An 18404-nucleotide genomic window follows, 5' to 3' on the forward strand; every position below is an offset into this window, starting at 1 on the left:
GAACCAATAATGAACGATCCACAGAACAGCATCCGCAAAATTGTGTACTACAGCGAGGAAATCCTCCTCGAGAATGGCCAGGCCCCGGCCATTCCGGCAGTGCGGGCGACAGCCGCTGCCGTAGTCACCAACCCTTGGCTGGGAGGCAAGGCAACTGATGACCTCGGCCAGGAAGTGGTTCAGCTCGCTCCGGTGCTTGCACGCAAGCTCACCGATGTCCTAGCTTCAAACCTCGGCGGCGTGGAGGCCATCGAAGCCTTCGGCAAAGCGGCGCTTGTGGGCAGTGACGGTGAAATTGAGCATGGCGCCGCCCTCATCCACACTCCCTTTTTTGGCAATCTTGTCCGCGAGTACTTCGAAGGCGAGTCCATTATCTGCTTCGCAGACGACCGTGCCGACGCCGGCGCCTCGCTCGTTGTGCCCCTCTGGCACAAGAATGCGGCAGCAACCCGCACCCACTACCAAACCATCACCACGCGCATCGGTGACGCACCCCGTCCAGGCGAGATCGTGGTGGTCCTCGGCGCCTCCACCGGGCCCAGGCCCCACTCGCGCATCGGCGACCGCCTCACCGACCCCATCGTCAAAGTAGAAACCCTAGGAGAACTTGTTTCATGAGCATTCGTAAGATTGTCACGCTGACCGAAGACGTCCTCACCGAAGGGGGCAGGGACGTCAACCCTGCCGCCAGGGTGGCCGTCGTGGCAGCAATCATCAAGAATCCCTGGGCCGGTCAAGGTTTCGTCGAGGACCTTTCTGAAGGTATCAACGCCCACGCCTCGGACCTTGGCGCGCTGCTCGCTCCGCGTGTACTCGAAGCCCTTGGTTCCCCCGCCGAGGCTTACGGTAAGGCCGCAATCGTGGGTTTGAACGGCGAAATCGAACATGGTTCCGGGCTTATCCACACGCTTGCTTTCGGAAATCACTACCGTGACGCCGCCAAGGCCACCACCCTCCTGCCGGCAGTGGAAAAGCGCGGGCCTGCCGGCGTCGTATTCGACATCCCGCTCAAGCACATCACCGACGCGACCATCAGGTCCCACCACCAAAGCATCGAGGTACGGATCAACGATGCCCCGCACGCCGATGAAATCGTGATCGCTTTGGCCGCAGCAGCCCAGGGACGACCCCAGCAGCGCCTGGCCGCCTTCAGCACGGAAGAAAAGTAGGAGCACTACCGGTGAACCGCGCCCGCATCGCCCTCATCCACGGAGTCGGGCTCGACGGGTCCATGTGGGGGCCGCTCCGTGAATTCCTGGAACCGGAATTTGACATCCACATCATCGAGCTCCTGGGCCACGGTGACCGTGGGGAGGCCATCGAAGGAATTACACTGGCCGGGCTCGCTGCCGATGTGGCCGAGCGCCTGGAACCCGACACCCACGTTGTGGGGTTCTCGCTGGGCGCCCTCGTCGCCCAGCATCTGGCCCGTTACCGGCCCGACCTGGTGGCGTCGCTTGTTTCCGTCGCCTCAGTCTGCGACAGGACAGCCGAAGAGCAAGCGGCCGTCATGAGCCGCCTGGCTTCAGCGGAAGCCAATTTCCCTGGCACCGTGGAAGCATCCATCCGTCGCTGGTATCCGGACGGCTCGCAAGTGGCGCCGGAAGTCATCGAATCAACCCGGAAGGTCCTGCTGAGCAACGATCCCCGATCGTTCCTGGCCTGCTACCGGGTGTTCGCCACAGCAGATGCGGAAATCGCACCTGAGCTTCCGCGTATCAAGGTTCCCGCGCACGCCGTAACCGGGGAACTTGACCCAGGGTCAACCCCGGAAATGAGCTCACGGCTCGCTGCCGCCATTCCCGGCTGCACTTACACCGTTATCACAGGGGCCAGGCACATGATGCCGGTGGAGCGTCCCCAAGAGCTCGCCAAAGACCTGACAGCCTTCATCAAGGAGCATTCACATGTCCACTGAACGCCGCTACGAACACTTCATCAACGGCGACTGGGTTGCGCCGTCGGGCGGGGAATACTTCGAGAGCAGCAACCCCGCAACGCTGGACGTCCTCTACCGCGCCGCACGCGGCAACGAAGCCGACGTTTCCAAGGCCGTGTCTGCCGCTTCCGCGGCTTTCGAGAACCCGGCGTGGCGGGATCTGAGCCAGACCAAACGCGGTCACCTGCTCCGACGACTCGGCGACTTGATCGGCGAGCACGGCGACGAGCTCGCCCGGATGGAGTCCTTGGACAACGGCAAGCTCCTGCGTGAAATGCGCGCCCAGCTCGCTGCCATGCCGGAGTACTACTACTATTACGCCGGCCTGGCCGACAAGATCCAAGGCGACACCATTCCCGGCTCAAGCCGCACCATGCTGAACTACACGCTGCGTGAGCCCCTGGGCGTGGTTGGTGCCATCACGCCGTGGAACTCCCCACTGACACTCACCACCAGCAAACTGGCCCCGGCATTGGCCACCGGCAACACGATCGTGATCAAACCCTCCGAATACACCTCGGCTACCGTCCTTCGCCTCGCAGCCCTCGCCGATGAAGCGGGGTTCCCGCCCGGCGTCATCAATGTCGTGACAGGATTCGGTGCCGAGGCCGGTGCCGCACTGGTGGATGATCGCCGTTTGGCTAAGATCTCCTTCACCGGTAGCACCGCCACGGGCGCCCGGATCGCTTCCTCCACTGCAAGCCGCTTTATCGGATCAACACTGGAACTGGGCGGGAAATCCCCCAATATTGTGTTCGGCGACGCTGACGTTGCCAACGCGTCCATGGGAGTGGTGGCCGGTATTTTTGCTGCTGCAGGCCAAACGTGTATCGCCGGAAGCCGTGTCTTCGCGCACAAATCCATTTACGACGAACTCCTCGAGCGCGTTGCCAATCGTGCCCGGAGCATCGTCATTGGCGATCCCCTCCTGGACGCCACGGAACTCGGTCCGCTGGCGTTCCAGGACCAGCGCGACAAAGTGGCCAGCTACGTGGACCTCGGCGTCTCGGAAGGCGCAACTGTCCTCACCGGTGGAGGGCGGCCCGACACCGGACTCGGCGGGTACTTCTTCGAGCCCACAGTCCTCACTGACGTTGACAACTCCATGAGGGTGGTGCGGGAAGAGATCTTTGGCCCCGTGGCAGCAATCATGCCGTTTGAAACAGAAGAAGAAGTGGTCCGTCTCGCCAACGACACCAGCTACGGACTCGCCGCCGGCGTCTGGACCACCAACCTGGCCAGAGCGCACAGGATGGCGGGCCGTTTGGAAGCAGGAACCATTTGGGTCAACACCTACCGCACCATGTCTCCCCAATCACCAAGGGAAGGCTTCAAGACCAGCGGCGTCGGGGTGGAACACGGCATGGAAAGCATCCGTGAATACACGCGGGTCAAGAGCATCTGGATCAACACAGACGAGTCCCCTATTGCAGACCCGTTCATCATGAGGAGCTGAGGATCTTGCCACTTATTGAAGTCTCCATCGCCCAAGGCAGAACACCCGAGGAACTCCGGACGCTCATCCACGAGCTACACCGGGCCGCCGAGGTCTCCGTGGGTGCCCTACCGGAAAACACTACGGTCATCATCCGCGAAATCCAGCACGAACACTGGTCCCGCGGCAACCAGACCATCGCAGAACGCAACTCAGCAGCAACGGAAACAGCAGAAACAAGGAGTCAATAATGCGCTTTTCCCTCTTCGTCCACATGGAGCGCTGGGACGAATCCGTTTCGCACCGCGAATGCTTCGAGAACCTGACGGAGCTGACCCTCCTGGCGGAAGCGGGCGGATTCAGCACCGTTTGGATCGGTGAACACCACTCCATGGAGTACACCATCTCCCCCAGCCCCATGCCCCAGCTGGCGTACTTGGCGGCACGCACGTCGCGCATTCGCTTGGGTGCGGGGACCATCATCGCTCCGTTTTGGAATCCGCTCCGGGTTGCCGGAGAAACGGCACTTCTGGATGTCATCAGCGACGGCAGAATGGAAGTAGGACTTGCCCGTGGCGCCTACCAGTTCGAGTTCGACCGCCTCACAGATGGCCTGCCCGCAGTCGACGGCGGCAAGCACCTTCGCGAAATGGTTCCGGCCGTGCGCGCCCTCTGGCAGGGCGACTACGCGCACGACGGCGAGGTATGGCAGTTCCCCACCTCCACCAGCGTCCCCAAGCCGGTCCAGAAACCCACCCCGCCCATGTGGATCGCTGCCCGCGACATCTCCTCGCACGAGTTCGCAGTGGCAAACGGATGCAACGTCATGGTGACACCCCTGATGAAGGGCGACGAGGAAGTCGAAGACCTCGCGCGCAAGTTCGATACCGCCGTCGACAACAACCCCGGGGTCCCCCGGCCGGACCTCATGGTGCTCCGTCACACCCACGTTCACTCAGCCGATGAACCGGAAGGTTGGCGCAAGCCCGCCGAGGCCATCAACAAGTTCTATAGGACCTTTGATGCTTGGTTCGGGAATAAGACCACTCCGACGAACGGCTTCCTCGAGCCCAGCCCCGAAGAGAAGTTCGCCGGCCGCCCGGAATTCACACCGGAGTCACTCCACCAAACGGCGATGATCGGCACTCCTGAAGAAGTGATCGAGCGTATCCGCCACTATGAGGCCTTGGGTGTGACGGAGTTCAGCCTCTGGTCCGACAACAGCCTGTCCCATGAAGAGAAGAAGCGCTCATTGGAACTCTTCATCGAACACGTAGTACCCGCCTTCCAGGAAGTACCGGCAAACGCCGCCCGGTAGCTCAACAGAACCCTGGGTGACGACGACGGCGGACTTGCCCGCCGTCGTCGTCTGTCCCGTGCAGCCGCCCATCGTCGCCCTATACTCAGGAGGTGATTTCCCTGACCCAGATTGGTGCCACCGCCCTTGCCTGCGTAGTCCTTATCGCCATTCCCGGCCCCAGCGTCATGTTCGTTGTGGGAAGGGCCCTGACGTATGGGCGACGCAATGCAGTCTTGAGCGTTTTGGGGAACGCGATAGGTTGCTACCTCGCGGGAGTCGCCGTCGCGTGTGGTTTAGGGCCGCTGTTGGAGCGCTCTGATCTCCTGTTCCAGATCATCAAATGGGCGGGCATCGCCTATCTCCTCTGGCTTGGGGTCCAGGCTTTCCGCAAAGCCGGTTCCGCGTCTGAGGCATCACCTGCCATCACAGGGTCCAGGTCCGGATGGGAGGCCGTGCGCACCGGAATCATCGTGGGAGTGACAAACCCCAAGAGCTTTGTTTTGTTCACCGCGGTGGTACCGCAGTTCATCAATCCGGCCGCCGGAGACACTACTCTTCAGATTCTCCTGCTGGGCCTCATTCCGCTGTTCATCGGCCTTGTCACGGACACTACGTGGGCCCTCTTGGCCAGCCGGGCCCGCATCTGGCTGGCCAGGTCACCGCGGAGGATGACCACAGTTGCGCGTGGCGGCGGCGTCTCAATCCTCGGCGTCGGAGTCTCGCTCGCCCTGAGCGACACCCGCCCCTGAGCCCCGCCACCCGGACTGTGGGCAGGTGCCCTGGAGAGCGACGCGTCTTCGACCCTGTGGCGGAAGAGCAAACACTGGAGCCGCGCTGCATAGCTATTGCTGCGGCGTCCACACCCAGTCCCTGATTTCGGGGAGGTCCTCAAAGTGCTCGCGGATGTAGCGGGAATGGGCGTCCAACTGCGTACTGCAAAGCTCCAGCAGTTGGTCTGTGCCTGCAAACTGCCCATGTGCCCGGCCTAATGCTTCCATCACCAGGTGGTACCGGCTGACCTTGTTCAGGACCACCATGTCGAACGGCGTGGTGGTGGTGCCTTGTTCGTTGTAGCCACGGACATGAAACCGCTCGGGATGCGGGCGCCCGTGCAGGAGTTGGTGGAGAGCCCTTGCGTATCCATGCCAAGCCATCACCACGTCCACGTCGGCGGTGAAGATTTCTTCGAACTTGTCCTCCGCCAGTCCATGTGGATGCGAGTCCGGAGGTGGCAAGACCATGACATCCATGACGTTGACTACACGGACGGATAAGTCAGGGACGTGCTGCCTGAGCAGCCAAGCGGCCGCCAACGTCTCTTGTGTGGGAACATCTCCGGCGCATGCCAGGACAATGTCGGGCCCCTTGCCGGCTGAGGTTCCGGGAGTTTCATTTCCGGCCCATTCCCATGTGGATGCACCCACGGATGCGTGCTTCCGTGCCTCTTCGAGCGTCAGGTACTGAAGATGTTCCTGCTTGTCTATGACCACCAGATTCACGTAGTCCTTGCTGTTCAGCATGTGTTCTGCGGTGACCAGCAGGGTGTTTGCATCAGGAGGGAAATAGATTCGTGTGACTGTACTGGACAGCGATAGGACCGTGTCGATGAGACCCGGGCCTTGATGGCTGAAGCCGTTGTGATCGTTACGCCAACAGGTGGAGGTCAGCAGGATGTTCAGGCTTGGCCCGGGATGCCGCCACTCCAGCTCCCGCGAATGTTGGAGCCACTTGGCGTGCTGAATGGTCATGGAAGCACTTACCATCGCAAACGCCTCGTAACTGGCGAACAGGCCGTGCCGCCCCGTCAGCACGTATCCTTCCAGCCATCCCTGGCACAGGTGTTCTGAAAGGACTTCCATGACGCGTCCGCTGGCGGAAACATGGTCGTCTGCGAGCGCGGCTTCCGTGGTCGCAGCTGGTTCGAGGAGGCATCTGTCGGTGGCTTCAAAGACTGCGCCGAGTCTGTTGCTGTTGGTTTCGTCGGGGCAGAAGAGGCGGAACCGGGGGTCATCGGCTGTTTCCATGTAGATATCGCGCAGCATCTCCCCTAATGGTTTGGTGCTCCCGTGCATCACGCCTCCACGGGGAACAGCCTCGATGGCGTATCGATCGAGCGCGGGTATGGCCAGGTCTCGGCTTCGCATTCCGCGGCTGGCAGGCAGTGCGCCCATGCGGAGATCGCCGTCCGGGGCGAGTTGTGCGAGTTCGGGAATCAGCCGGCCATCGGCGTCGAACAGTTCTTCCGGCCGGTAGGAACGCATCCACGTTTCAAGTTGCTTGAGGTGCTGGGGGTTTTCCCTGACTCCGGCCAGCGGGACTTGGTGGGAGCGGTGGGTTCCTTCTACGGGCTTTCCGTCCACTGTGGCCGGTCCTGTCCATCCTTTGGGGGTGCGCAGGATGATGGCCGGCCATCGTGCGGGCCCGGTGACTCCCTCTGTGCGGGCATGAGATTGGATGGTGCGAATTGAGGCGTAGGCCGAATCCAATGCGGAAGCCAAGGCAGGATGGACGACGGCGGGATTGTCGCCGGAGACGACGACGGGATCCCAGCCGTGCGCTTCCAGAAGCAACGTTACTTCCTTGTCTGAGCACCTACCCAGGACGGTGGGGCCGGAAATCTTGTGACCGTTGAGGTGGAGGATAGGAAGTACTGCCCCGTCCCTGAGCGGGTTGATGAACGAGGGCGCCTTCCAGGAGCCCTCGAGCGGACCGGTTTCGGCTTCCCCATCACCGACTATGCAGGCAACTATCAGGTCCGGATTGTCCATTGCCGCGCCCGTGGCGTGCATCAGGGAGTAGCCCAGTTCGCCGCCCTCATGGATGGAGCCAGGTGTGGCCGGGCCTACGTGGCTGGCGATGCCTCCCGGCGTCGAAAACTGCCTGACCAGTCTCCGGAGCCCTTTCAGGTCCTTGCCGACTGCCGGGTATACCTCCGAGTAGCTGCCTTCCAGATAGGTATTGGCGACGACGGCGGGTCCCCCGTGGCCGGGACCGGCCACGAACAGAACTTCCGCACTTGTGCGACGAATAAGGCGGTTGAGGTGTGCGTAGATCAGGGACAGCCCGGGGCTTGTGCCCCAGTGACCCAGAAGTCTGGGTTTGATGTGCTCTACTTTCAGCGGCTCCCGGAGTAGTGGGTTCTCCTGCAGGTAGATCTGGGCAACTGTCAGATAGTTGGCCGCGGACCAATACCGGTGCAGGACGTCGAAGTTCTCAATGTCCGGCTCAGTCCCGGCAGTTGTTGCGTTCTCGTCCAGGCTCATGTCGCGTTCAACCTTCCTAAGGGGCCATTGCCAGCAAGGCCGCCGTCGATTCTGCAATGGCACGTTCTTCGTCGCTTGGCACTACCAGCACGGGAAATGCTGAGCCCATGGCGCTGATTTTGCGGGTGCCTTCCTGGGCGGAAGTATTCAGGTCCTCATCAAGCCACAGCCCCAGTGGTCCTAACCATGCGACCACTCTGTCCCTGAACAGCGAAGAGTTCTCACCCACGCCGCCGGTGAACACCAGAGCGTCAGGCCGGCCAACCACCATGGAGTAGGCCGCTACGTACTTGGCGAGACGGTAGGCAGCCATGTCCAATGCGAGAATCGCATCAGGTTTTCCGTGGAGAGCAGCGGCACCAATTTCACGCATGTCTGCGGTTCCGGCCAGTGCCAACAGGCCCGAGCGGTGGTTGAGGATGTCATCAACCTCCGCGGCAGTTGCACCGCCGCTCTGCATCAGCAAGACGATGGAGGGGTCCAAGTCTCCCGACCGCGTGCCCATGATGAGGCCCTCCAGCGGGGTTATTCCCATGGAGGTGTCCACGCTAAGCCCCTGTCTAACGGCGGTGACGGAAGCCCCGTTGCCAATGTGGGCCACCACTGCACTTAGAGACGCAACACCGAGAAACGCTGCAGTGTCACGGCAGGCCATTTCCACCGAGATCCCGTGGAACCCGTAGCGCCTCAAGGGGTGGGCCAAGTACGCGTCCTCCGGTATGGCATAGCGGGCGGCGAAGTCGGGAATGGACCGATGGAACGCCGTGTCAAAGACGGCCACCTGTGGAAGGGCGGGCCAGTGTTGGGCGGCGGCGGCAATGCAGGCAATACTGGCGGGGTTGTGGAGCGGCGCCAAGGGACTTAGTCCTTCAATGGCGGATATCACCTCCGCCGTGATACGAACCGGGGTGCTGAACTGCTCGCCCCCGTGGACGACGCGGTGTCCAATCGCCTCCGGAGGCGTGGATCCGGGGTTTTTCAGGGTTTCGTTCAGCTCTTCAAAGGCAGCGTGGAGGCGAGTCGCGCTGGAACGCTCATCCGGTGGCCAGTCGACCTGTCCGGAGGCAAGAAGGGCAGCAGCCGGATTAGTAGCTGCTGTGTCATGCAGGTGGTATTTCAAGGATGAGGAGCCCGGATTCAGCACAAGAACGCGCATGTTCTCCTCTCACTTCCGCGGGACGGGATACGGTCGTTGCCTCTCCTGTGGACCCTAATGCACTAAGCCGTTCAGCGGGAGGGCCTTCCGGCCCTTGCGACGGCGGGCCCACCGGTCGATAGTGGAGACCACCACCATTGGTCATCCGAAGGGAACGCCGGTTCGTGAAGATGCAGATCCTCGTTGCCCTTGACGGCTCACGGGCAGGCTCAGCTGTGGCGGACTGGGCCGCTGCCCGCGCGGACTCCCTTGGCCTTGGCCTGGCCCTGGTCCATGTGGTTCCCGGGGAGTGGGCCTACCCCCGGGAAACGGACCATGAACTGGCCGAAATCCGCGCTGAGGACCTGCTCAACAGCGAAGCACCACGGCTGGCGGCGGCCTTTCCCACCTTGGATATCACGACTCAACGGCTATCCGGCGAACCTGCTGAAACGATCGCATCCCTTTCATCGGGCCGCCCGATGGTGGTGGTGGGGACAGACCGCGGACCGGGCACTGAAGGGCAGGGATACGGTTCGGTCAGCTTCCAAGTTGCTGTCAGCAGCAAGTGCGACGTCGCCGTGGTCCCGGGAGTTGGTCCTCAAAAGCGGTCCGGTGTAGTGGTTGGCGTTGACGGCTCCCCTGAGTCATTGGATGCTCTGGATAAAGGGGCGGAGGAGGCTCAACGTTTGGATGATGAATTGGTCGTTATCCATGCCATAGGTCCGGAAGCCAGGCTTGCCGAGGACGGGAGTGTCCTCAGCATGGCTGTCCAGCGGGTCCACCAAAAGTTCCCGGCCGTCGTCGTGAACGAAGTCCTGGATTCCACCCGTGGCCCCGGAGAGGCGCTGATAGCCGCTGCAAGAGAAGCGCGGCTGCTGGTCATGGGCTGCAAAGGGCGCGGAGGTCTGAGCGTGCTGCTGGGATCTGTTGCCCAGCATGTGCTCACGCACGTGCAGTGCCCCACCATCCTGACCCGCCCCTAGCCGGCGGTGCGGGGTGGGACTTCCTGGGTTTCGTCGTCGTGAACGTCAGAGGCTGCCGGATCCTTTGGCGGCCACCACTTCGCCGGAGGGGCAATGACGAAGCGGCGACCACTGATCTCCGTGGGAGTAATCCTCACCAATATGTCCTTCGCGCCAGGCTGCCAAGGCGACAAACCGGCATCCACGGCTTCCTGGATGTCCTCAGGCTGGGTGAGGAACTCCGGCCTGCCCTTGAGAATGACACTCCAAGCGACGGTTCCGTACCGGTTGAACCCATCGGCTTCAAGGGCAATCACTGCCCCTTCGCGTAGGGCATCATGCTTCGTCCCCGGACCCGTCCTGAAAAGAAGCGTTCCGTAATTCGGAACATAGTTCACCGGGAAGATCTCCGGCTCCCCGCCGTTGATCAGGGCGATCCTGCCCATGGACACCGACTGAAGGTACTTCCAGCAGTCGTGGACGCTGAGCTCTTTGGTGTCTGGATCCATCGATGTGTTCTCCATGGGGCGAGCCTATCCCGTCCGGCTAGGCCCTTATAGGGCAGAAGGTCCCTCCCGACCGTGCCCTTCGACCCTAGACGCGGACAGTTCCCCGGTGGAGTCTTTCATCGAACAGGCATTCCTGCATTGGAGAGAAGATGTCCCTTGGGAACACACCTCCGGCCTCGCTGTCCCAGACCCCGGGCGCCGAGGGCCTGAGTTCTCAGACCGCCACCGATTTGTTGCGACGATTCGGACCAAACGTCCTGCCCACCGCCAGAAAGGTCCCCCAATGGCGGAAGCTGCTCGGGGAACTGACGCACTTCTTCGCCCTGATGCTGTGGGTTGCAGCGGGACTCGCTTACGTGGCAGGCATGCCACAACTGGGCATAGCAATCATCATTGTGGTGATCGTCAACGGCGTTTTCGCCCATATTCAACAGGAACGCGCCCAACACGCAGCCGAACGATTGCAAGGCCTGCTCCCGGCCGAAGTCACTGTCCGGCGGGATGATCGGCTTCAGAGCGTCCACGCCAGTGCTTTGGTACCCGGAGATGTGGTGGTCCTGACCGCAGGTGACAGGTTGCCGGCAGACGTGCAGCTCATCTCAGCATCAGCATGCAGCGTCGATGAGTCCATGCTCACCGGAGAGAGTGAGGCCGTACCCAAAACCGTGACGGACATAGCGTGGGGCGGAACGTTCCTGGTCAATGGCGAAGCGGAAGGGCAGGTGACCGCCACCGGCGCCAACACCAAGCTGGCAGCCATCGCAGCGCTGACCAGCGGCACCACATCTCCGCCAACGCCTTTGACCCTGGAGCTGCGCAGAATAGTCCGCTTGGTCGCAACTGTGGCGCTCGCCGTCGCCGGGCTGTTCTTTGTGGTCTCGCTCCTCGTCGGAATTGTGTGGCGTGATTCCTTCCTGTTTGCCATTGGAGTTGCGGTTGCGCTGATCCCCGAGGGCTTACTGCCAACGGTTACTTTGTCGCTCGCTATGGGTGCACAGCGGATGGCGTCGAGAAACGCACTCGTCCGCAACCTTGAAGCCGTGGAGACCCTTGGCTCCACCACCTTCATTTGCACCGACAAGACCGGTACGCTGACGCAAAACCGGATGAACGCCGTCGAGGTCTTCACGTTGGAGGGGCCGCTATATGTCAGCGGTGACGGCTATAAGCCCGAGGCCCTGGTGGAAGGGCCGGGACAGTCATCCGCCCTCCGGGTGGCCGGTGCAGCCCGAGCCGCTTCGCAGGGGCGCGCAGTGCTCCATGGCGACGAATGGGTGGCAAGCGGGGATCCCATGGAAGCAGCGATCGACGTTCTGATGCGCCGCATTTTGGGAAGTGAACCACAGGAACTTCAGCCATCGGTACGGTTCGCTTTCGACGCCGACCGTCGGAGAGAGTCTGTGATTGTGGGTAATACCCTTTACTTGAAGGGAGCTCCGGAATCCGTCCTTCCCCTCTGCGGAGTCGAAGCCGCTCAACTGTCCCAAGAAGTAGAAACCATGGCTGCCAAGGGCCTGCGTGTCATTGCTGTCGCCACGAGGGAGCTCCCTGGAACAGCCGGTAGCTGGCGCAGTCGGCCCGCAGAAGAGGCTGAGCGGGACCTCGAAGGAATAGGCCTCATTGGCCTCCATGACCCACCCCGGCCGGAAGTGGCCGATGTCATCAAAACCGCCAGGGGTGCGGGAATCCGCATTGCGATGATCACCGGCGACCACCCTTCCACAGCAGCCGCAATTGCACGGGAAATCGGGCTGCTGGGGCACCCGGACCTGGTCTTTCAAGGTGCGGACCTCCCCCACGACGAACAAGTCCTCGGGGCCCTCCTGGACCGTGATGGAGTGGTGGTGAGCCGGGTTTCACCCGAACAGAAACTGAGGGTGGCCAAAGCCTTGCAGAGCCGCGGCCACGTTGTTGCCATGACCGGCGACGGCGTCAATGACGGTCCCGCTTTACGTCAAGCCGATATCGGCGTGGCCATGGGACTCAGCGGCACCGATGTGGCCCGTGAGGCCGCAGACCTTGTGCTCCTGGATGACCATTTCGCCAGCATCGTCGCCGCCATAGAACAGGGCCGGGCCACCTATTCAAATATTCACCGGTTCCTCACTTACCACCTGACTGACAACGTCACTGAACTCACGCCCTTCGTGATCTGGGCACTTTCCGGTGGTCAATTCCCGTTGGCCCTCGGCGTCCTCCAGATACTCGCCTTGGACATCGGAACCGATCTGCTTCCCGCGTTGGCCCTCGGGGCGGAACCACCAGGCAAACGGGTGTTGAGCCGGCCTCCCGAAAAACGGCATCTCCTGGATCGGCAACTCATGCTGAGGGTGTTCGCGGTCATGGGTCCCACGGAGGCGTTGTTCGCCATGGGTGCTTTCTCTGTGGTTCTCTTTGGCAGTGGTTGGGGCCGGGGGGATCCGTTGGACCCTGGAGTGCTGATGGGGGCGTCAGGATCTGCGTTCACGGCGGTGGTCCTTGGCCAGTTGGCAACTGCCTTCGCTTGCCGCAGTGCTACGGCTCCTGCGTGGAAACAGGGATGGTTCACCAACAAGTTACTGCTGTGGGCCGTAGGGGTGGAACTGGCGGCGTTGGCACTGTTCCTCTACGTACCTCCCGTTGCAGGCATCCTGGGTCAGGCCCCTCCTCCCCTCTCTGGCTTTGCCGTTGCGCTCCTGGCGATTCCCGGCGTGCTGGGCGCCGACTGGCTCTACAAACGGCTGCGCCACGGAGGGGCTCTCCCCCGTTAAGGGCAGCTTGCCGGATCCGTGCCCTTCGACCCTAGTGACGCGGGCACGTGGAAGAGCAGGCTGGTCCCATGAATACACAATCGCGCTCTGATCGGATCGTTGTCGGCGTTGACGGATCCGAATACTCCTCCAACACCTTGCAGATGGCCGGCCGCATGGCAGCTGCGTTGGGAGGCCCCCTGGAGGTGATCACCTGTATCGGAATGTCCGACTACTACATGGCCTCGCGATTCGAGCCCGAACTGACACGCTTCACCACGGAATTGGAAGACACTGCCAAGCGGCTCGTCGATGAGGCCTTGGAACGAGCCTTCGGTGCAGGCCGCCCCGAGGATCTAACAGTGACGGTCAAGTTCGGCGAACCGGCCAAAATCCTTGTCGAAGAAAGCCATGGCGCACAACTACTCGTCGTGGGGAGGCGGGGCACCGGTGGATTCCTCAATCAGCCCATAGGATCCGTCAGCCGGGCTTGCTCGGCCCACGCGAAGTGCCCCGTCCTGGTGGTCACTCAGGACGAAAAGAGCTAGCTCTACCCCTGCGCTTGGACAGCGGTGATGGCAACAGTGTTAATGATGTCTTCGATCGTCGATCCCCTGGACAGGTCATTGATGGGTTTGCGGAGCCCCTGAAGGATAGGCCCGACGGCGACAGCACCGGAAGACTGTTCCACGGCCTTGTAGGTGTTGTTGCCTGTGTTCAGGTCAGGGAAGACGAAGACTGTCGCCCTTCCCGCGACAGCAGAGGACGGCAGTTTTGAACTCGCGATAGCCGCATCCACCGCGGCGTCATATTGTATGGGCCCGTCCACCGCAAGATCCGGCCGGGCAGCCGCCACCATATCCGTGGCACGCTTGACCTTGTCCACCGCCGTTCCGGCGCCGGATACGCCAGTAGAGTACGACAACATAGCCACCCTTGGCTCGACGCCAAACTGCGCCGCCGTCGTCGCCGTTGCGAGCGCAATGTCCGCCAGTTGCCGGTCCGTTGGATCCGGCACCACAGCGCAATCCCCGTACACCAGCACGCGGTCCGGAAAGAGCATGAAGAACACCGAGGACACAAGTCCGGTGCCGTGCTGGCTCTTCATGAACTCCAACGCCGGCCGAATCGTGTTGGCCGTGGTGTGAGCCGCTCCGGAGACCATCCCATCGGCCTCCCCCAGGTGGACCATCATGGTGCCAAAGTAGGCGGCATCGAGCATGACTTCCCTGGCCCGTTCCAGGATCACGCCTTTGTGGGCACGCAGCCGCTGATATTCCATCGCGAATCGCTCACGTAATGGCGAGTGGGCGGGGTCGGTGATGGTGATGCCACCCACCTCGATGCCCTCGGCCTCGGCAAGCTCCCGGACCGCCGACGGGTTCCCAAGAAGTGTCACGTGGCACACATCCCGGCGACGCAGAATCTCGGCCGCACGCAACACCCGGCTATCTGTGCCCTCAGCCAGAACGATGCGCTTCTTCTGCTGGCGGGCACGTTCCACGAGGTCATTGAGGAAGCGCAGCGGCGTCATGGTTGCCGGACGCGGGAGCGCCAGACGTTCCAGCAGCTCCCTTTCGTCAATGGAGCGGGCCCAGATGCCCAGAGCGGCAGCGAGCCGGCGGCTTTCTCCAGTGTGGATCTCGCTGCGGACGTGCGAGACCCGTTGAGCAGTAGTGTAGCTATCCTCGGTTTCAGCGAAGACGGGGAATGGCGCATGTGCCACCAAAGGCAGCACGTAACCCGCAGGGACCAAGCCATCCGTCAGGATGACTCCGGACGGCGTGGGCAGCTCCGGTGACAGGGCCGATCCAATGCAAGCCAGGACGATGTCTGTGCGATCCCCGGGAACAATCACCAGGTTCCCGGGCTCGAGCAGCCGCAGGAAGTTCTCAACATTCATCGCAGCCACTCTCACGCTGCCCACGTCACGGTCCAGCTCTGCACTGCCCGAGAGCTGTTCAAGCGACAATGACATCGCCACATCTGCCACAGTGGGCGCCGAGATCTCAGGAACCTCGGGAATCACATAGCTCGGCAGGCTTCCCGTAGCTGTCCTCATGGTTCCCCGGGCTGTGTCGATGTCTGCTGGCCGGGCCCGGTTAACAACCACCGACAACACCGTGCATCTGGCTGCCTCCAGCTGCCGTGACGCGTCGGCCACAGTCTCGGTGATCTCCCGCGGACTCAGGCCCTGGGCCCCGATGACAGCAAGAACCGGCAGGCCCAGATTGTTGGCCAGTTGGGCGTTCAGCTCGAACTCCCTGCCGGCGTCCGGGCCCCTCAAGTCCGAACCGTCCACCACAACCACGTCACATTCTTCGGCGATGCGTCCGTACTCCTCGAGTGCCCGGGAAGAAACCTCGTCCTCGCGGCCTGCCGCCAGCGCTGCCCGGGCATCCGCCAACGTCATTCCGCCCCGGCAGCGGACTGACTCCATCTTGTATTGCCTGCGAAGCATCAGGATCAGCGGGTCGTTGGCAGGATCTGTTCCGGTCACGATTGGCCGGTAGAAGCCGAGGCGGCCTGTTCTGCGGTGCAACGCGTCAGCCATGCCCAGGACCACCAGTGACTTCCCTGCTTCCGGCGCAGCGGACAGAACATAAACGCCTTGGACCATGGTGTATTCCTCCGGGCCGATCATCCGATGCTTCAGGTTCCACCCAGCGGGCCCTCAAGACCAGAGCCAAAGGTCATGGTGGCAACGTTTCCTCTCGGGACCTTGGACTCTGTTGGTGGCGGGGAGCCGGTCATAGGCTCGGGAGCATCGAAACCAACGGCAACGCGGCGATTCGCAAGCAGCCACCGCACCCAGGAGACACAGACCATGGAAACCGACGAACGCCCCGGAACCGTCCTGTCCGAAGCCGACTCATGGAGGGTTCTGGAACGAAACCAACATGGTCGTTTGGCAGTCAGCGTCCTTGGTGAACCGGACATCTACCCACTGAACTTCATCGCCCACAACCAGCGGCTGCTGGTCAGGACGAATCCGGGAACCAAACTCGCTGAGCTCACTGTCAATGAGAAGGTTGCCTTCGAAGTTGAGGAGATCGTCGACGCCGAAGCCTGGAGTGTTGTCCTTAAGGGGACCGCCAGGGTGATCGAGTCACAATCGGAGATCGACGAAGCGGACAAGCTGCCCTTGAAGCCGTGGATTCCGACGCGCAAATACACCTACGTGGAGATCACCCCTACCCGGGTCCATGGCCGCCACTTTGAACTCGGTGATGAGCCGGAACGGTATTGACCCCATGGCCGTCCGCAGCGTGCACTGGCACAACAGACCGTCCGGGACCTAAAGCCCTCAGGGCGTTGAGAATCGTGGCAAGATCCACCAGCTCCTGCAGCAGCGCCCCGGCGACGGCCGGAATCATGCCTAACGAGGCCATCACCATCAGGCCGAGGCTCAGCAGTATCCCAGTCCAGATACTGGTTCGGGCGATGCGAAGAGTCCGCTGCCCGATGCCAACAGCCACCGCGGCTTTGGACAGATCGTCAACCATAATCACCACGTCCGCCGACTCGCTGGCCGCAGTGGCGCCTTTGGCACCCATGGCGATGCCGACGTCGGCCGCTGCCAGTACCGGAGCGTCGTTGACGCCGTCGCCCACCATCATCACTGGCCTGAGCCGAACAGCGGCTATGGCAGTGACTTTGTCAGCAGGCAGGCATTCGGCCATGACGTTGTTGATGCCCGCCTCCGCCGCGATGTGTTGGGCTGTCGTTGCAGAGTCTCCGGTCAGGAGCATGGTCTCCACGACTCCCAGCCTCCGAAGCTCCGTCAGGGTTGCCTCCGCATTGCGCCGCAACGGATCGCTCATGATCAACGTGCCGGCGAACCGGCCATCCACGCCGACGTAAATCCCGAGATGGCCTCCAGGCAGTGGCATCTTCTCGAAGCCGGTCACCAAGGAGCCGACGTAAGCAGGCTTTCCCACCACCACGTGGTGGTTTCCGCAGGCCGCCGTCACCCCGTTGGTTGCATGTTCGCTCGCGCTCGTTGCCGGTACAAGCCCCAGACCCCGCGCCCTGGCGGCTGCCATGACTGAAGCAGCCAGGACGTGGGTGGAATACTGCTCGGCGGAGGCCGCCAACTGGAGCAAGTTGTCTTCGGACAGTTTCGAGGCAGGGGCCACCCGGATTCCGGCCAGGGAAGGATTGCCTTGGGTGAGGGTCCCCGTCTTGTCGAAAACGGCGGTCCTGACTCTGCTGAGTTGCTCAAGGGTCCCCGCGTTTTTGATGATGATACCGGCGTGGGCGGCCCTGCTGGTCCCTGCAAGAAACGCGACAGGTGCCGCTATCAGCAAAGGACAGGGGGTAGCTACCACCAGAACCTCAGCGAACCGTCCGGGATCCTGGCTGAAGAACCACGCAGCGCCAGCCAGCACCAAGGCAACCAGCGTGAACGGCACAGCATATCTGTCGGCAAGCCGTACCGTCGGTGCGCGGCTTGCGGCAGCTTCCTGGACCAAGGCAACTATTTGGCTGTACTGGGAATCTGCCGCAGTTGCGGTGGCCTTCATTCGTACGGCGTCGGCCCCGTTGATCGAGCCGCTGAGCAGCAGGTCGCCTTTGGTTCGCTCAGCTGGCAAACTTTCGCCGGTCAGCGCTGACTCGTCGAAGATTCCGACGTCGGACAGCAAGGCACCGTCCACCGGAACCAACTCTGACGGTCTGACCAACAGCACGTCCCCCCGCGCCACCGCCCCCACCAAGATATCTTCCACGGGCATCCCGGGCCGTTCGCGGTGTGCGTTCCGCGGGGACCGGTCCAGAAGTGCACGGAGCTCCCTGGTAGCGCGGCCTTGGGCAAATTGTTCCAGAGCTTCGCCGCCTGTCAGCATCAGCACCACAATCAGAGATGCCAGGTACTCACCCACCGCAACAGTCGAACAGATGGCCATCACGGCCAGGAGATCTATCCCCCAGCGTCCGTGCAGGAGTCCTTTGATCATTGTCCCTGCCCGATAGAGGGCAACACTGAGGGCAAAGATACTCGCCAACCCTTGGGCTGGCGGAATTTGTCCGACGACTGTCAGGACCGCGACGGCGATCAGCACCACCAAGGTTGCTGTCACTAAAGGAAAACGCGAAGCCAGCTGTAGCAGATGATGTCTCATGTCCGC

Annotated in this window: 16 protein-coding genes; 11 read left to right on the forward strand and 5 right to left on the reverse strand. The window is 62.1% G+C overall.

The genetic code is table 11. The features are described from left to right. The first annotated feature begins 9 nt into the window (after window positions 1–9). From BACI9J_RS11415 to BACI9J_RS11445, 7 genes are all read left to right on the forward strand, one after another. Window positions 10–618: an amino acid synthesis family protein gene (locus tag BACI9J_RS11415; RefSeq protein ID WP_159734483.1), complete on the forward strand. Its 609-nt coding sequence runs from the start codon at window positions 10–12 to the stop codon at window positions 616–618. Beyond that, window positions 615–1169, forward strand: a complete 555-nt coding sequence (locus BACI9J_RS11420) for an amino acid synthesis family protein (protein ID WP_159734484.1) — start codon at window positions 615–617, stop codon at window positions 1167–1169. The genes BACI9J_RS11415 and BACI9J_RS11420 overlap by 4 nt, the downstream gene beginning before the upstream one ends. Window positions 1170–1180: 11 nt before the next feature. After that, on the forward strand, window positions 1181–1918 hold the full coding sequence (locus BACI9J_RS11425) for an alpha/beta fold hydrolase (RefSeq protein WP_159734485.1): 738 nt from the start codon (window positions 1181–1183) through the stop codon (window positions 1916–1918). Beyond that, a complete protein-coding gene (locus BACI9J_RS11430; protein WP_159734486.1) occupies window positions 1908–3395 on the forward strand; it encodes an aldehyde dehydrogenase in 1488 nt (495 codons plus the stop codon). Before BACI9J_RS11425 ends, BACI9J_RS11430 begins: the two co-directional genes overlap by 11 nt. Window positions 3396–3400: 5 nt before the next feature. After that, window positions 3401–3625 carry a tautomerase family protein gene (locus BACI9J_RS11435; RefSeq protein ID WP_159734487.1) on the forward strand — a complete coding sequence of 75 codons (225 nt, stop codon included), beginning with the start codon at window positions 3401–3403 and terminating at the stop codon, window positions 3623–3625. After that, window positions 3625–4692 carry an LLM class flavin-dependent oxidoreductase gene (locus BACI9J_RS11440; RefSeq protein ID WP_159734488.1) on the forward strand — a complete coding sequence of 356 codons (1068 nt, stop codon included), beginning with the start codon at window positions 3625–3627 and terminating at the stop codon, window positions 4690–4692. The genes BACI9J_RS11435 and BACI9J_RS11440 overlap by 1 nt, the downstream gene beginning before the upstream one ends. Before the next feature lie 92 nt (window positions 4693–4784). After that, window positions 4785–5423, forward strand: coding sequence for a LysE family translocator (locus BACI9J_RS11445; RefSeq protein ID WP_159734489.1), 639 nt, complete (start codon window positions 4785–4787; stop codon window positions 5421–5423). A gap of 93 nt (window positions 5424–5516) precedes the next feature. Here the strand turns inward: BACI9J_RS11445 and BACI9J_RS11450 are convergent, their stop codons facing one another. After that, on the reverse strand, window positions 5517–7937 hold the full coding sequence (locus BACI9J_RS11450) for a phosphoketolase family protein (protein ID WP_159734490.1): 2421 nt from the start codon (window positions 7935–7937) through the stop codon (window positions 5517–5519). A 16-nt stretch (window positions 7938–7953) separates the two neighbouring features. After that, window positions 7954–9093, reverse strand: coding sequence for an acetate/propionate family kinase (locus tag BACI9J_RS11455; RefSeq protein ID WP_159734491.1), 1140 nt, complete (start codon window positions 9091–9093; stop codon window positions 7954–7956). 170 nt (window positions 9094–9263) lie between these two features. Here BACI9J_RS11455 and BACI9J_RS11460 point away from each other — a divergent pair, with 170 nt between their 5' ends. Then, complete coding sequence (locus BACI9J_RS11460; protein ID WP_236558848.1) at window positions 9264–10058, forward strand: universal stress protein; 795 nt, start codon at window positions 9264–9266, stop codon at window positions 10056–10058. Here BACI9J_RS11460 and BACI9J_RS11465 read toward each other — a convergent pair. Beyond that, the gene (locus BACI9J_RS11465) at window positions 10055–10561 is read right to left on the reverse strand and encodes a pyridoxamine 5'-phosphate oxidase family protein (RefSeq protein ID WP_159734493.1); all 507 of its coding nucleotides are present in this window, start codon (window positions 10559–10561) and stop codon (window positions 10055–10057) included. The genes BACI9J_RS11460 and BACI9J_RS11465 overlap by 4 nt on opposite strands. 134 nt (window positions 10562–10695) lie before the next feature. Between BACI9J_RS11465 and BACI9J_RS11470 the strand changes: the two genes are divergently transcribed. Further along, window positions 10696–13296, forward strand: coding sequence for a cation-translocating P-type ATPase (locus BACI9J_RS11470; RefSeq protein WP_159734494.1), 2601 nt, complete (start codon window positions 10696–10698; stop codon window positions 13294–13296). Between the two features lie 68 nt (window positions 13297–13364). Next, window positions 13365–13823, forward strand: coding sequence for a universal stress protein (locus tag BACI9J_RS11475; protein ID WP_159734495.1), 459 nt, complete (start codon window positions 13365–13367; stop codon window positions 13821–13823). Window positions 13824–13825: 2 nt separating this feature from the next. Here the strand turns inward: BACI9J_RS11475 and pta are convergent, their stop codons facing one another. Beyond that, a complete protein-coding gene (gene pta, locus BACI9J_RS11480) occupies window positions 13826–15895 on the reverse strand; it encodes a phosphate acetyltransferase (RefSeq protein WP_159736439.1) in 2070 nt (689 codons plus the stop codon). A 207-nt stretch (window positions 15896–16102) separates the two neighbouring features. Between pta and BACI9J_RS11485 the strand changes: the two genes are divergently transcribed. Continuing rightward, window positions 16103–16525 (forward strand): pyridoxamine 5'-phosphate oxidase family protein, encoded by a 423-nt coding sequence (locus tag BACI9J_RS11485; protein ID WP_159734496.1) that lies wholly within the window; start codon window positions 16103–16105, stop codon window positions 16523–16525. Here the strand turns inward: BACI9J_RS11485 and BACI9J_RS11490 are convergent. After that, on the reverse strand, window positions 16470–18398 hold the full coding sequence (locus BACI9J_RS11490; protein WP_159734497.1) for a heavy metal translocating P-type ATPase: 1929 nt from the start codon (window positions 18396–18398) through the stop codon (window positions 16470–16472). The two genes, BACI9J_RS11485 and BACI9J_RS11490, sit on opposite strands and share 56 nt — an antisense overlap. Between the last annotated feature and the right edge of the window lie 6 nt (window positions 18399–18404).

The sequence above is a fragment of the Arthrobacter sp. 9V genome, from assembly GCF_902506065.1.
In the GTDB taxonomy this organism is placed as follows: domain Bacteria; phylum Actinomycetota; class Actinomycetes; order Actinomycetales; family Micrococcaceae; genus Arthrobacter.